Raw genomic sequence first — 12,861 nt, forward strand, 5'->3', positions numbered from 1 at the left:
CTCACTGTCGGCGGTAGTCGGTCAAAAACGCTTCGTCGGTCTCACTCCCCGAGTGCGAGCAGGCGCTCGCGGGTCTCCCGGAGCTCGACCGGGCCCCACGCCTCCACGTCGTAGGTCACGTCGGCCAGCGTCGCGACCCGCTCCTCGTCACCCTCGTCGACGGCCGTCGCGGCCTCCCCACGCAGGCGCTCGGCGGCGTGTTCGGCCGCAGTCGCGCGGTCGACCGACCGTTCGGGCACGTCGAGGATGTGGGGCAGGTCCTCGCCCTCGTCGGGCAGCATCGGGAACGCGACGGGGCCGACGATCAGCGCCTCGTCGCCGTCGATCTCCCCCTCGACGGCGTCGGCGGGGAGTTCGACGAGGTAGTACTCCCGGATCGCCTCGGCGACGGCCGCCGAGACGGCGTCCTCGCGCACGTCGGCGCCGCGGCGGTAGGCGACCTCGACCAGCGCCTGCTCCAACTCCTCGCGGGTCAGCGCGTCGAACAGGTCGACGATCCCGGCCAGCTCGTCGTGGGTGGCCTCCTCCATAGCCGGAGTGGGGCGGCGGTCGGCAAAAGCGCGCGGGGTCCGTGCTCACGCAGTCCCGGTGTCCGTCGCGTCGCTCTCGACGGTGACGGTCACGGTCGTCTCCCCGACGGGCGTCCGGACGTCGTACTCGATCTCCCGGCCCGGGTCGGCGTCTCGGACCTCCGCCTCGACGGTCTCGGTGCCGGACTGCCCGGCGTCGAGTGGGATGTCGAACCCCGCCGGCGCGTACAGCGGGTACGAGAAGTTCACCGCGCCGCGGAACGCCCCCGGCCCGTCGCCGACGTTCTCGGCGGTGATCGCGATGTCGAACGTCGTGTTGGGTGCGACCGTGCCGGGGGTGTCGACCGACCACTCCCACGCGGGCGGCGGCGAGGTCGCGAGGTCGGTGTCGAGCTCCCACTCCGCCGGCGCGGGGTCGCGGTCGAGCCGGAGCGTCGGCAACGAGCCGAGTTCGGCGGGCGTCTCGAAGGCGAGCCAGCCCCGGGGATCCGCGCCCTCGCGGTCGGGGGCGTACGCGCTCCCGGGCACGTCGAGGTCGACGGCCTTCCAGCGCTTGACCTCGGCGGGTTCGTACTGCTCGCCGTCGGCGACGAGCGAGAACGCCGACCGGTCGGGGACGGAGTCGGCCGGCCGCGCGTCGACGGTAACGAACACGAACTGGCCGTCCGCGGGCTGGATCCCGTTCCAGTCGACGTTCTCGATGTGGCGGTAGGCGTACTGGACCGCCGCGGCTTCGACGAACACCTCGGGCGCGACCGTCCCGGGCGCGGTGGTGGCCGTCGGGCTGTCCGTGTCGCTCCCCGTTCCCGGAGACTCGCCGAGACAGCCGGCGAGCCCCGCGGCTGCGAGGGTCCCGAGATACGCGCGTCTGGAGGGCATCGGTCGAGGTTTGGGTGGTTCGGGGTAAGTGCTTTCTGCGGACCGACCTTTTGCTGCGGGCCCCGGAGGGCCCTTGCAAAAGCTCGACCAAAAGCCTGCGAGCCTCCCTTTGTCTGCGGGCGGCCCACACGTCGACCGCACGGCCCGAGGGACGGCAAAGCCGTCCCTCGCTGGTCGGCTCTTGGCCCGCTCACTCGCTTCGCTCGTTCACGGTGAGTAACTGGGCAGTAAAAACGCGAAAAGTGATCGACGGAGCGGTACGCGGGTCGGCGGGTATGGGGGTGAAGTTAGCTACTCGCCGTACTTCACATAGCGCCGCCCATGCCGCCCATACCGCCCATACCGCCCATGCCGCCGCCGGGGCCGCCTTCGTCCTCGTCGCCCGAGGTCGAGAGGTCGCCCGCGGCGATGATGTCGTCGATTTTGAGCACGAGGTTCGCGGCCTCGGTGGCACTGGAGACCGCCTGCTCCTTGGCGTGGGCGGGCTCGACGACACCGGCCTCGTAGGTGTCCTCGACCTCGCCGCTGAACACGTTCAGGCCGGCCGTCTGGTCGCCGCTCTCGTGGGCGGCGCGCAGGTCGACCAGCGTGTCGATGGAGTCCAGCCCGGCGTTCTCGGCGAGCACGCGCGGGACGAGTTCGAGCGAGTCCGCGAACGCCTCGACGGCCAGCTGCTCGCGGCCGGTGACGCTGTCGGCGTACTCGCGCAGGCGGCTGGCGAGCTCGACCTCGATCGCGCCGCCGCCGGCGACCACGCGGCCGTCGGAGACGGTCGTCGCGACGACGTCCAGCGCGTCCTCGACGCCGCGCTCGAGTTCGTCGACGACGTGGTCGGTGGAGCCCCGCAGCAGGAGCGTGACGCCGTGGGAGTCGTCGCCCTCGACGTAGAACATCTCGTCGCCCTCGTCACGGCTGACCGAGCCGTGGCCGAGGTCGTTGCTGCTCAGGCCGTCGAACGTGCTCACGACGTTGCCGCCGAGCACGTTCTTCAGGAAGCCGATGTCCGAGGACTTCACGCGGCGGACCGCGAGGATGCCCTCCTTCGCGAGGTAGTGCTGGGCGAGGTCGTCGATGCCCTTCTGGCAGAACACCACGTCCGCGCCGGTCTCGACGATCGCGTCGACCTTGTCGCGGAGCTCCTGCTCCTCCTGATCGAGGAACGACTGGAGCTGGTCGGGCGAGTCGATGGAGACGTTGGTGTCCACGTCGGCCTCGTCGACCTCGATGGCCGCGTCGAGCAGCAGCGTGTCGGCGTCCGCGACCTCGCTCGGCATGTTGTCGTGGACGGGGTCCTTCGAGACGACCGCACCGTTGAGCAGGTCGCTCTCGGAGACGCCGCGGCCCTTCTGGGTCTCGATGTTGAGGTTCGCGAGGTCGACGACGTGGCTGCCGTCCTCGGCCTCGACGGTGACGGCCTCGACGGCGTCGACGATGAGCTGGGCGAGATGCTCCTTGTCGAGCTCCGCGCCCTTGCCGGTCATCGATGTCTCGGCGACCTTCGCGAGCAGCTCGGTGTCGGTCGGGTCGATCTCACGCGAGATGTCCTCGATCTCCTCGCGGGCCTGCTCGCTCGCGAGGTGGAACCCCTTGATGACGGCGGTGGGGTGGATGTCCTGTTCGAGGAGCTCCTCGGCGTTCTTCAGGAGCTCGCCCGCGATCGCGACGGCCGTGGTCGTCCCGTCGCCGGCCTCCTCCTCCTGGGTCTCGGCGACTTCGACGATCATCTCGGCCGTCGGGTTGTCGATGTCCATCTCCTCGAGGATGGTGACGCCGTCGTTCGTGATGGTGACGTCGCCCATCGAGTCGACGAGCATCTTGTCCATCCCTTTCGGGCCGAGCGTGGAGCGTACCGCCTCGGCCACCGCGCGCGCCGCGGAGATGTTGTACTCCTGTGCGTCCTTGTCCTTCACTCGCTGGGAGTCCTCGCCCATGATGATCATCGGCTGGCCTCCGCCTCGCTGTCGTTGACTCATGTTCAACGACAGATTGTCCGTGGTTCTATATAAATCTGTCGTTGGTGCCGGAACGAGCGACGCTGTCAGCGACCCACGCTCGCCGGACAAACCGACAGAGAGCGACCGGAACGAGGAGAATCGTGTGTCGTAGTAGCATGGCACACCGAGTCGGGATTTGCCGCCTTTATGTACTGCGTAGGCAGGGTAACTGGCCGGAGTGAGAACGCCGGGAACGAACGGAGAGTGTCGAGTGCCACCAAGCACGTGCCGAGACACCAACGTCGACAGGCACAGCTGAGGAGGTGGACAACGTCGGCTGAGGAACCGAGAGACGGCGAGAACCGCAAGCACGAGAGGAGACGGGTGATCGGCGCGACGCTCGATCAGTTCTCGAGCCCATCACCCCCGTCCGGATCCGCTAGGTATTCGGCGTCGGCCGCGTCGGGCTCGGGGAGGTCGTCGTCGAACTCCGTCTCCACGTCTCGGGAGGCGAGGCGGTGCTCCAGCTGTCGACGCTTGTTCCGCCCTTTCCGTTCGCGACCGGTTTTCGTGTCTGGCATCGTCACCCGTGTCAAAGACACACATAGTTATCAACGTTTCGGGGGTGTGCGACCCGCTCCGGTCGACCGCCCTGCAGGGACCCCACCTCGATCGGGGCGACGTTCGTCTTGTGGTAACTACCCGCACACTTAACAGGGTGGCAGTCGAACGCTCACCTGCATGGTGCGTACGGTCCCACCGAACGAGGAAGCACGGAGCGTCTTCGAACGCCTCGGCTACGCCGTCTCCGGCGACGGACCGGAGTTCGTCGCGGAGCGGAAGTGGCGGTCCGTCCGGGTACGGACACTTTGTGCCGAGGACGCCGCCCGACCGGGCGCCCTCGACGCGGAGTACGGCCTCGAATGCCTCGTGACGTGGACCGAATGCGTAGACGAGCTCGACGACCACCTCAACGAACAGGCCCCCGACGGCGAGTGGGCAATCATCGGCGTCGACGACGAGGGGGAGTACGAAGTCCACCGAGCGGCCTGATCCTCAGTCGTCGAGGGGCGGTCCCGAGGTGGCCTCGGCTCCCACATTTTTACGCTCGACCCGCAAGGGATAGCCCATGCTGTCGCTCCAGTTCGGGGTCGTTCAGGACGGGATCAATCGGTTCGTCGACGGGATCGCGGGCGCGATCCCGCGGGTCCTCTCGGGGATCGTCTTCCTGCTAATCGCGGCAGTGCTCGCGAAAGTCGTGATGGTGATCGTCGGGGTCGCGCTCCGCCGCGTGCTCCCGAAGGAGTCCGACGTGTACCGACAGTTCGTCAGCACCGTCGTCGCCGCGTTCCTCTGGTTCGGGATCGGCCTCTCCTTCCTCTCGATCGTCGGGCTCGACCAGATCGCCGCGTCGATGGGGACCGCCGCCGGCTTCCTCGCACTCGGCGTCTCCTACTCGCTGTCGAGCATGATCGCCGACGCCGTCGCCGGCGTCTATCTGTTGCGCGACCCGGACTTCATGCCCGGTGACCGTGTGAAAGCCGGCGACGTAACCGGAACCGTTCGCGCCATCGAACTCCGGAAGACACGGTTCGACGACGAGAACGGCGACACCGTGGTCCGGAGCAACGCCGAAATCGAGAAGAAATGGACCCGACTCGACGAGGATCCCGAGTCCGCGGCAACGGACGGGGACGAACCGACCGTGTGACTCGGTAGCGCGGGTGCCGAGAGGCTTATCACGACCAACTCCGAAGGTCAGGTAATGTTCGTCGGTCACGCGCTGCTGGCGTTCGCGCTCGTCGGTGGAGCAGCAGCGCTGCTGACCGACCGCGGGGTCGGCCTCCGTCTCGGCCTCGTCGCCGCCGCATTCGCCGCGGTGCCCGACGTCGATATGGTGTACGCGCTGGTCGGCCTCGTCGGCGCCGGGGGCGGCGTGATGGGGACCGTCGAGTCGTTCTGGGCGGCCAGTACCGCGGTCCACCGCACGATCACCCACTCGCTGCTGGTCGCACCCGTCGCCGCCGCGCTCGGAGCGGCGTGGCTCCACGGCCGGCGGGAGCGCTCCCGCCCGTGGCTCGGCGTCGCCGTCCTGCTCGGTGCGGGGCTAACCGCCGTCGCAGCCGTCGTCAGCGGCACGCTCGGCGGCGCGGTGATGGGCGTGTTCGTGATCGCTGCCGCCCTCGTTGCCGAAGGGGTCGGGCGGTACGCCACGTTCGGCGCGCGGGCGACGTTCGCCGTCGCACTCGTCGGCCTGCTCTCCCACCCGTTCGGCGACCTCGCGACCGGCGAGCCGCCCGCGTTCCTCTACCCGCTCTCGGCGCCGCTGGTGACCGAGCGCGTCGCACTCTCGGCCGATCCGACGCTCCACTTACTCGGCGCGTTCGGCGTCGAGCTCGCCGCCATCTGGGCCGGCCTGCTGGTCGCGATGTGGCTGCTGGAGCGGCCGATCCGCGAGGCGATCGACTTCCGGGCGGTCGCCGGCGCCGGTTACGCGCTGGCCGCGCTGGCGATCCCCGCGCCGACGCTGGATTTCTCCTACCCGTTCGTGTTCTCCGTGCTCTCGGTGGGGATGATCGGCGCCGCGCCCCGCGTCCGGGTCCCGGATGTCACGGTCGAGCGGCCTGACGCCGTCGGCGCCGCGCTCACGGGGCTGGCGGCGGTGACGTTCGCAGGCGCCGCCTACGCCGTCGCGTACGTCGCGCTCTAGAGACCGAGCGCCAGCGGGCCGAGCAACACCCCCATGAGGTACACCCGGCGCGCGCCGATCCGGACCGCGAGCAGCCCCACCAGCGTCGCGATCGAGAACACCGCGATCCCGGCGAGCCCCGCGAACAGCGCCGAGAGCCCGACGAGCAGACAGAGCACCGCGAGCGCCAGCCGTCGCTGATCCAGCCGCGAGACTGCCCGAAACGCCGCGTCACCCAGCACGCCGACGAGAACGAACCCGACCGCGGCCGCGACGATCACCACCGGGAGGAGCACCGACAGCGAGAGCGGCACGCCGGCGTCGTCGACCGCCACGAGCACGCCCGAGCGGGGCGCGCCGAGCGCGACCAGTGCGAACAGGGCGAAGACGGCGGTCGAACTGTTCGCGCCGCTGGTCGCGACGACGAACCCCCGGAGGTCGCTCCGGGCCGGCACGGCGGGCAGCGAGATCGTCGCCGCGACGCCTGCCGAGACGCCCGGGAGGTAGCCCACCGCCGCCCCGGAGAGCCCGCCCGCGGCCGCCGAGATCCCGAGATCGAGCGGCGGGATCGCGAGCGCGGCGTCGTCCTGCTCGGGGACGCCACCGCCGTGGAGCGCGTCCAGCAGCACGGGCGCGCCGAACAGCCCGCCGAACAGCGGCGCGAGCACGCCGCCCGCGATCGGCCCCGACAGCGAGAGGCCGAGCGTGACGGCGCCGAGCGCCGTCGCTGCCGCGAACGCGAGTAGCCCGGCCAGCCGCGCGCTGTGTGAGGGTTCGGTCGCGAGCAGGACGGCGAGCACCGCGGCGGCGACCACGGGGAACCACTCGGTCAACAGGGGTGCCAGGCGAACCATCGCCCACGTCACCGGGAACGCCAGCAGCGTCGCCACGGCGACCGCCGCACCGGAGCCCAGCGCGGAGAGTCGTAGCGCCTCCCGCCCCCGCCCGCGGAGCACCAGTTGGTGGCCGGGGAGCGCGGCCGCCGCCATCGCGCCGTCGGGCACCCCCAGCGCGAGCGAGGGGACGATGTCGAGGAACGTGTGGACGACGCCGGCGGCGAGCATCGCGGCGCCGAGGGCCAGCGGGTCGAGCGGGACGCTCGGCGCCGCACCCGCCAGCAGCAGCGCGAAGTTGTTGGCGTGCAGTCCTGGCACCAGCCCCGAGCAGGTGCCGAGCAGGCAGCCGGCGAGGGTCGCGAGCAGCACGGGCAGGAGGACGATCGACTCGACCCCGGGTCCCAAGGGGACGCCCGCGACGCCGGCGCCGACCGCAACCGCGGCTCCGAGATCCGCGAGCGTCCGAGAACCGAGGGTCGCGGGCCACATCCGAGCGAGAGTGGTCCCGTTCCCCTACTTCAACTTCGGGGCGCAGCAGTCGCGTCCCTGTCGAGAGAGTCGCGTGTCAGGACCCACTCAGGTGCCTGACCCACCGCCCGAACTCTCACCGTTCGGGGCGTTCGCCGGGGATTTCTCGCCGCTGACGAGGAAGTCGAGCAGGTTCCCGACCAGCTGTTCGTTGTCCGCCTGGTAGAGGAACTCCTGTGTCACGACGCTGGTGTCGCCGACGGCGACGACGTTACCCGAGCGGGCGACGACGCCGTAGCTCCCCTCACGCCGGGTCTGGGAGAGGGTCGTCTCTTCGGCGGCCAGCACCGTCTCGCCGCCGGTCACGGGCGTCGCCTCGTAGAAGACCGCGCGGTCGACGCCCGCCGTCAGGTCGGCGTCGCCGGTCGGCGTCCCGGCGACCGCGCGGTAGTTCAGCGTCTCCTCGCCCTGCGTGTAGAGGTAGCCGTTGTCGTACGCCAGCCCGTACTGCGAGAGCATCGGCGCGAGCGGGCTCGGCACACTGCTGCCGCCGGTCGCGAGGCCGAGCAGGGCGGTCACGCCGCCCGCCTTCTCGGGCTCGTCCATCACCAGCACGCGGCCGCCGGCGTCGGTGAACCCACGCAGGCCGTCGAGCTGGGCGTCGGTGTAGCTGCTCCCGCCGCCGAGGACGACGAGCGCGTCGGCATCACTGAGCGAGTCGTTGAGCGGCTGCCCACCCTGACGAGGCCCGACGTGGTAGCGCACGGTCGCGCCGTTCTCGGTCAGCGTCGTCACGATCGGTGCAAGCGCCTCGCGGTCGATGCTCGCGCTGTGGGCCGTGTCGATGACGATCTCCGCGCCCTCGGCGTCGGCGGACATGCTGAGTTCGCCGGACTGCTCGGGCACCGTCGCGACCGAGTCGTCGGCGTTGAACGACGGCGCGTCGACGTCGCCGTCGATCGACACCGAGCCGGCACCGCCGGCGGTCAGGCCGCCGACGGCCCCCGCGAGCACGACGACGAAGAGGAAGAACACGACGCGGGCGAGCGTCCCCAGATCAGGCATTGGCGGTCACCTCCCGTGCGGCCGTGGTGTTCGCGTCGATCCCGTCGGGCGTGCCGTAGATCATGAGGAAGTGGATCGAGTCGACCCCGCGGTGGGTGTACGGCGCGGTCTGTCCCGCGACGCTGCCGTTCTCGGCGCCGAGCAGGCTGGCGATCGACGCCAGCTGGGCGGGGTTGTAGTAGTCGACCTGGTAGTTCGAGAGGCCGGCCTCTTCGGCGGCGCCGGCGATCGCGCTCTCGAGACCGCCGATCTCGTCGGCGTAGCCGGTCTGGATCGCGCGGCCGCCGTGGTACGCCGACGCCTCCGCGACGGTCGCTCTGGAGACGTTCAGCCGGTCGCCGCGTTCGTTCAACACCGCGCCGACGAAGGCGCGTTTCATCGATTCGAGCGCGGCGAAGTACTGGTCGCGGGTCATCCCGCGGTGGGCCTTGTCGGCGCCGGTGGTCGACTGCGCGCTGAGGCCATCACTTGGCGCCGTGCCGATCACGCCGACGTGGCCGACGATGCTCGCCGGCGTCACGTAGATCTCCTCGCTCGGGACCGCGGTGTAGTACGCGCCGGAGGCGGCGTACTGGCCGACACTCGTGACTACCGGCTTCTCGTCGGCGAGGCGGTTGACCGCGAGATACAGCTTCTCGCTGGCGGCCGCGCTGCCGCCGGGACTCGAGATCCGCAGCACGACCGCCTTGACGGAGCCGTCGGTGCGGAGCTGGCGGAGCCGGCTGATCGTGTCCTGTGCGGTCGCACCGGTGATCGTCTCGTCGATGCTGACGACGGCGATTCGGTCGGGTTCGCTGCTCACCACGCCCGCGGCGAACGGCGCGGCGACCGTCGCGCCGATCAGCAGGGCGACGATCGCGAGAACCGTGTACGACCGGAGGGCCGTCGCGACGTACTTGTCGATGGGGTTGTCCATAACGGGGCTGTAGTACTGACGCCGCGCGGCGGTCCCAAAAACGTTCGGCACGTCGACGTTTACCCTTCCGGCCACGCCCGCCTACTGTGCCGTCTCCCCTTCCGCCGAGACCGTGATGACGGTGCAGTCGAGCTGCTCCTCCAGATACCGGCCCACGTCGGGCGACTCGAACAGCCGGTTCAGCATCTTCCGCCAGCGGCCGGCCTGTTTCGAGCCGATCACCACCACGTCGGCGTCCTCGTCGGCCACCTCCTCCATGATCGTCTCCTCGACGAGGAACCCCTGGCGGACGACGTAGCGCGCCCGGTCGATCGAGCCGAGCTTTGACTCGACCTCCCGCTTGAGGTCGGCACGGCTCACGTTCCGGTTCTCCTGGTAGAGATCGACGTGGAGCACCGTCAGGTCGGCGTCGCGCTCCTCGGCGATCCGGGCTGCCTCCCCCAGCGTCGCCGTGGAGTGTTTCGAGAGCGGGTACCGAACCGGGACGACGACCAGCGTCATGGGAACAACTCCGACGGCGGCGGACAAATGCGTACCCCTTCGCGGAGGCTAGGACTCGAACGTCATCCGACCCTCGATCTCGACGCCGAGGCCGCCGTCGCGGGCGTGGTCGGCGAGCACGTCGTGCTGGATCCCGACCTCGCCCGCGCGGTGGCGCTGCTCGATCGTCGGGAACTCGTGGTCGGAGTGGAGCAGGTACTCCGCGGTCGCGACCGTGTAGCGTCGGTCGGGGTCGATCGGCTCCCCGTCGACGCGGGCGTCGAGCAGTTCGCCCGCGTCCTCGTCCCAGCGCAGGCTGGCGCCGCTGATGTGGGCGTGCCACCAGTGGGGTTCGCCGAAGTCGAGCTCGGCGCCGTCGGCCTCGCTGAACGTCTCCAGCAGCTCTCTCCCCGTCAGTTCGACGACGACCACGGGCTCCTCGAAGGGGAGCACGCTCACCAGATCCGCGAGCGTCACCTCTCCCTGTAGCGGCGGCCCCTCCCGGATCCCGCCGCCGTTCTGGAGCCCCACGTCCGCGTCGGCCGCGGCGCGGTAGGCGTCGGCGACGAAGTTGCCGATCCGTGACTCGCCGCCGAACGTGGTCTCGTCGGTGCGGTCGAGCGGCTCCGCGACGGTCGCGACCGTCTCGGTGAGGCCGGCAGCCTCCCGCCGGCGCTCGAGTACGTCGGTCAGGTCTTCGTGCACGGGGCCCTCGCTGGGGTCGATGACGCGTGCGCTCGTGGCGACGCCGCCGTCGCCCCGGGCCGCCGCAGTCCCGTTGTCGCCGAGTTCGACCTCGACGAACTCGTGGCCGTTGACGCCCGGCCGCGTACAGAGCGTTCCGTCGACGTGCTCGGTGCGGACGCTGTGGACGTGGCCGCCGAGGATCGCGTCCACGTCGACCCGGCGGGCGAGTTTGTCGTCGCCGCCGCCGAGATGGGAGAGCGCGACGACGTAGTCGACGCCCTCGGCGCGGAGTTCGTCGACCGCCTGCTCGGCGGCCTCGTAGGGGTCGGTGAACGTGAGCGGCGCCGCCTGGGGGTTGATCGAGTCGGTCGTGGGATCAGTCAGCCCGAAGAAGCCGACGCGCTCGCCGTCGGCCTCGGCGATCGTCCACGGCACCACGCCTTCCGCGGCGCCGAAGCGCTCGCCGTCCTCGTCGCGGGCGTTGGCGCTGACCCAGGTGAACGGGCTGTCGGCGACGAGCTCGCGGGTCGCGCCGGGGCCGTAGTCGAAGTCGTGATTGCCGAACGTGTCCGCGACGGTGTCGATCGCGTCGGCGAAGTCGAGCACCTGCCGCCCGCTGGCCGCGAGCGACACCACGCCGGGGGCGCTGTTGTCGCCGGTGCCGACCACGAGCGCGTCGTCGCCGTCGAGTTCGCGGATCCGGCCGGCGAAGCGGCCCGCCCGCTCGGCGTCGTCGAAGAGGTTCTCGATATCGGAGTAGTGAAGCAGACGAACCATCGAGTAGTCGGGTGAAACCGGTGGATAGGCAAGAAGCCGTCGGAGCACACTGCACTGGTAGATTCACGTGAATTATGATGACCGAAAGAAGTTCGGATCGCGGGATTAACTCGCGTAGCGATAGTAGCTAACCACCGTAGTAAAGAGAAGGATCAGGAGTAGACTAAACAGCCAGCCGGTACCGATTCCTGCAGTATCTCTCTCAGTGGTGCAGGGCGTTCCGTCAGCCATGTCTGCTGCGGGAGTTGGAGGAGTCGTTGATGATGACGTAGCTGTCACAGTTGGTGTTGCCGTAGTTGTCGAAGTCTGAGTTCCAAATGAAGCCGGGGGGTCTGTTGAAGTCGGTGTGGCGGTTGCCAGTGGGGTCGTTGCTTCTGTATCCGAAACCGACAATTTGTCTTCGTCAGTGTCATCCTCGAAGCCGTCATCACGCGGGGTGTCGGTCGGTTTCGACGTCGCTGCCGGTGTTGCCGTCGGTGTCCCCGTTGTCGTCGGCGTTGTAGTCGATGTTGGCGTTGGTGTCGGTGTCCCCGTTGTCGTCGGCGTTGTAGTCGGTGTTGGCGTCGGCGTCGCCGTTGCCGTCGGTGTTGGCGTCGGCGTCGCCGTTGCCGTCGGCGTTGGTGTTGGTGTCGCCGTTGCCGTCGGTGTTGGTGTTTGTGTCGCCGTTGCCGTCGGCGTTGGCGTCGGCGTCGCCGTTGCCGTCGGTGTTGCCGTCGGCATTGGTGTTGCCGTCGGTGTTGGTGTTACCGTTGCCGTCGGTGTTGCTGTTACCGTTGCCGTCGGTGTTGCTGTCGGCGTTGGTGTCACCGTTGCCGTCGGCGTTGGTGTTGCCGTCGGCGTTGCAGTCGGCGTGTCAGACGTTATCTGGAGCTGTCCAGTTGCTTCGCCACCGCTGCTTTGGGGGTTAATGTCTAATGGGACAGCGTACGTACCTGCTGATGCTGGATTTTGCACATCGTCAAAAACCACAACGACCTCATCGCCCTCGTACAGAGAATACGACCCCCCCAAGTTGAGTGTTAGAATCCCTCCATCTGAACTGACACTATCGAGGTCATCCGATACGTTGGTATCGACGTTTGCCCCGGATTGGTCGTTATCGCGATCAATCCCGATCGTCAAAATATCCTCATTACCGACGTTGCTCACGTCAGAGTTCGCGTTACTCAAGTTTATCCCAACACCGTTCATCGAACTACTTTGTGACCCAACAGTGATTGTAACGGTATATGTTACGTTAGTCTCATTAACTCGGTTTGGATCTGCTACAATACTTGGATCAGACGCAGCCAGAACGATAGTTGCTCCTGCCCCAAGGAGAAGTAGGATAGCTAATGCTGCTGCAAGCCGTGAGTGACGTTTCCGGGTCATGGGTATTCCCCCGCTGATAGCTGTTGCTCATGCATTTCCGACATATCCAAAACATCTCAATCAACCTGGAAAAGAATATTGGCCGTTTGAGGTATTTTCCATAAATCCCATATCGTAGGATAGTATACATATTATTTCTAGCCCGAAAGCCATTGTACGCGGCAGTCCTTCGGATGCTGCTCACAGCGGGAGTATAGGCCAATGGCCGTCTCAATTCACACAGACTGCG

Annotated in this window: 13 protein-coding genes; 4 read left to right on the top strand and 9 right to left on the bottom strand. The window is 68.4% G+C overall.

All coding sequences use genetic code 11. The annotated features are described in order from the left end of the window. Positions 1-41 precede the first annotated feature (41 nt). The 4 genes from BN1959_RS12415 to BN1959_RS15110 form a co-directional block, all read right to left on the bottom strand. Entirely contained in the window at positions 42-530 is a 489-nt protein-coding gene (locus BN1959_RS12415; protein WP_053948951.1) for a DUF7109 family protein, read from the bottom strand. Between the two features lie 45 nt (positions 531-575). Beyond that, positions 576-1,409: a hypothetical protein gene (locus tag BN1959_RS12420; protein WP_053948952.1), complete on the bottom strand. Its 834-nt coding sequence runs from the start codon at positions 1,407-1,409 to the stop codon at positions 576-578. A 305-nt stretch (positions 1,410-1,714) separates the two neighbouring features. Continuing rightward, a complete protein-coding gene (gene thsB / locus BN1959_RS12425; RefSeq protein ID WP_079978681.1) occupies positions 1,715-3,382 on the bottom strand; it encodes a thermosome subunit beta in 1,668 nt (555 codons plus the stop codon). Positions 3,383-3,747: 365 nt separating this feature from the next. Beyond that, entirely contained in the window at positions 3,748-3,924 is a 177-nt protein-coding gene (locus BN1959_RS15110; RefSeq protein WP_202594684.1) for a hypothetical protein, read from the bottom strand. Between the two features lie 160 nt (positions 3,925-4,084). Between BN1959_RS15110 and BN1959_RS12430 the strand changes: the two genes are divergently transcribed. The 3 genes from BN1959_RS12430 to BN1959_RS12440 all read left to right on the top strand — a co-directional run bounded on the left by BN1959_RS12430 (position 4,085) and on the right by BN1959_RS12440 (position 6,053). Continuing rightward, positions 4,085-4,396, top strand: coding sequence for a DUF7116 family protein (locus BN1959_RS12430; RefSeq protein ID WP_053948954.1), 312 nt, complete (start codon positions 4,085-4,087; stop codon positions 4,394-4,396). A 76-nt stretch (positions 4,397-4,472) separates the two neighbouring features. Continuing rightward, positions 4,473-5,054, top strand: a complete 582-nt coding sequence (locus BN1959_RS12435; protein ID WP_053948955.1) for a mechanosensitive ion channel domain-containing protein — start codon at positions 4,473-4,475, stop codon at positions 5,052-5,054. Between the two features lie 54 nt (positions 5,055-5,108). Next, positions 5,109-6,053 (top strand): metal-dependent hydrolase, encoded by a 945-nt coding sequence (locus tag BN1959_RS12440; protein ID WP_053948956.1) that lies wholly within the window; start codon positions 5,109-5,111, stop codon positions 6,051-6,053. On the opposite strand, the gene BN1959_RS12445 is transcribed toward BN1959_RS12440, so the two are convergent. The 5 genes from BN1959_RS12445 to BN1959_RS12465 form a co-directional block, all read right to left on the bottom strand. Then, positions 6,050-7,357 carry a tripartite tricarboxylate transporter permease gene (locus tag BN1959_RS12445; RefSeq protein WP_079978682.1) on the bottom strand — a complete coding sequence of 436 codons (1,308 nt, stop codon included), beginning with the start codon at positions 7,355-7,357 and terminating at the stop codon, positions 6,050-6,052. The genes BN1959_RS12440 and BN1959_RS12445 overlap by 4 nt on opposite strands. Before the next feature lie 87 nt (positions 7,358-7,444). After that, entirely contained in the window at positions 7,445-8,401 is a 957-nt protein-coding gene (locus tag BN1959_RS12450) for a DUF4350 domain-containing protein (protein WP_053948957.1), read from the bottom strand. Next, a complete protein-coding gene (locus tag BN1959_RS12455; protein WP_053948958.1) occupies positions 8,394-9,317 on the bottom strand; it encodes a S49 family peptidase in 924 nt (307 codons plus the stop codon). Before BN1959_RS12455 ends, BN1959_RS12450 begins: the two co-directional genes overlap by 8 nt. An 81-nt stretch (positions 9,318-9,398) precedes the next feature. Beyond that, the gene (locus tag BN1959_RS12460) at positions 9,399-9,818 is read right to left on the bottom strand and encodes a universal stress protein (protein ID WP_053948959.1); all 420 of its coding nucleotides are present in this window, start codon (positions 9,816-9,818) and stop codon (positions 9,399-9,401) included. A gap of 48 nt (positions 9,819-9,866) precedes the next feature. Then, positions 9,867-11,261, bottom strand: a complete 1,395-nt coding sequence (locus tag BN1959_RS12465) for a bifunctional metallophosphatase/5'-nucleotidase (protein WP_053948960.1) — start codon at positions 11,259-11,261, stop codon at positions 9,867-9,869. 406 nt (positions 11,262-11,667) lie between these two features. Here BN1959_RS12465 and BN1959_RS14820 point away from each other — a divergent pair, with 406 nt between their 5' ends. Beyond that, positions 11,668-12,618 (top strand): hypothetical protein, encoded by a 951-nt coding sequence (locus BN1959_RS14820; protein ID WP_154018280.1) that lies wholly within the window; start codon positions 11,668-11,670, stop codon positions 12,616-12,618. Positions 12,619-12,861: the final 243 nt, after the last annotated feature.

Source organism: Halolamina sediminis (assembly GCF_001282785.1).
In the GTDB taxonomy this organism is placed as follows: domain Archaea; phylum Halobacteriota; class Halobacteria; order Halobacteriales; family Haloferacaceae; genus Halolamina; species Halolamina sediminis.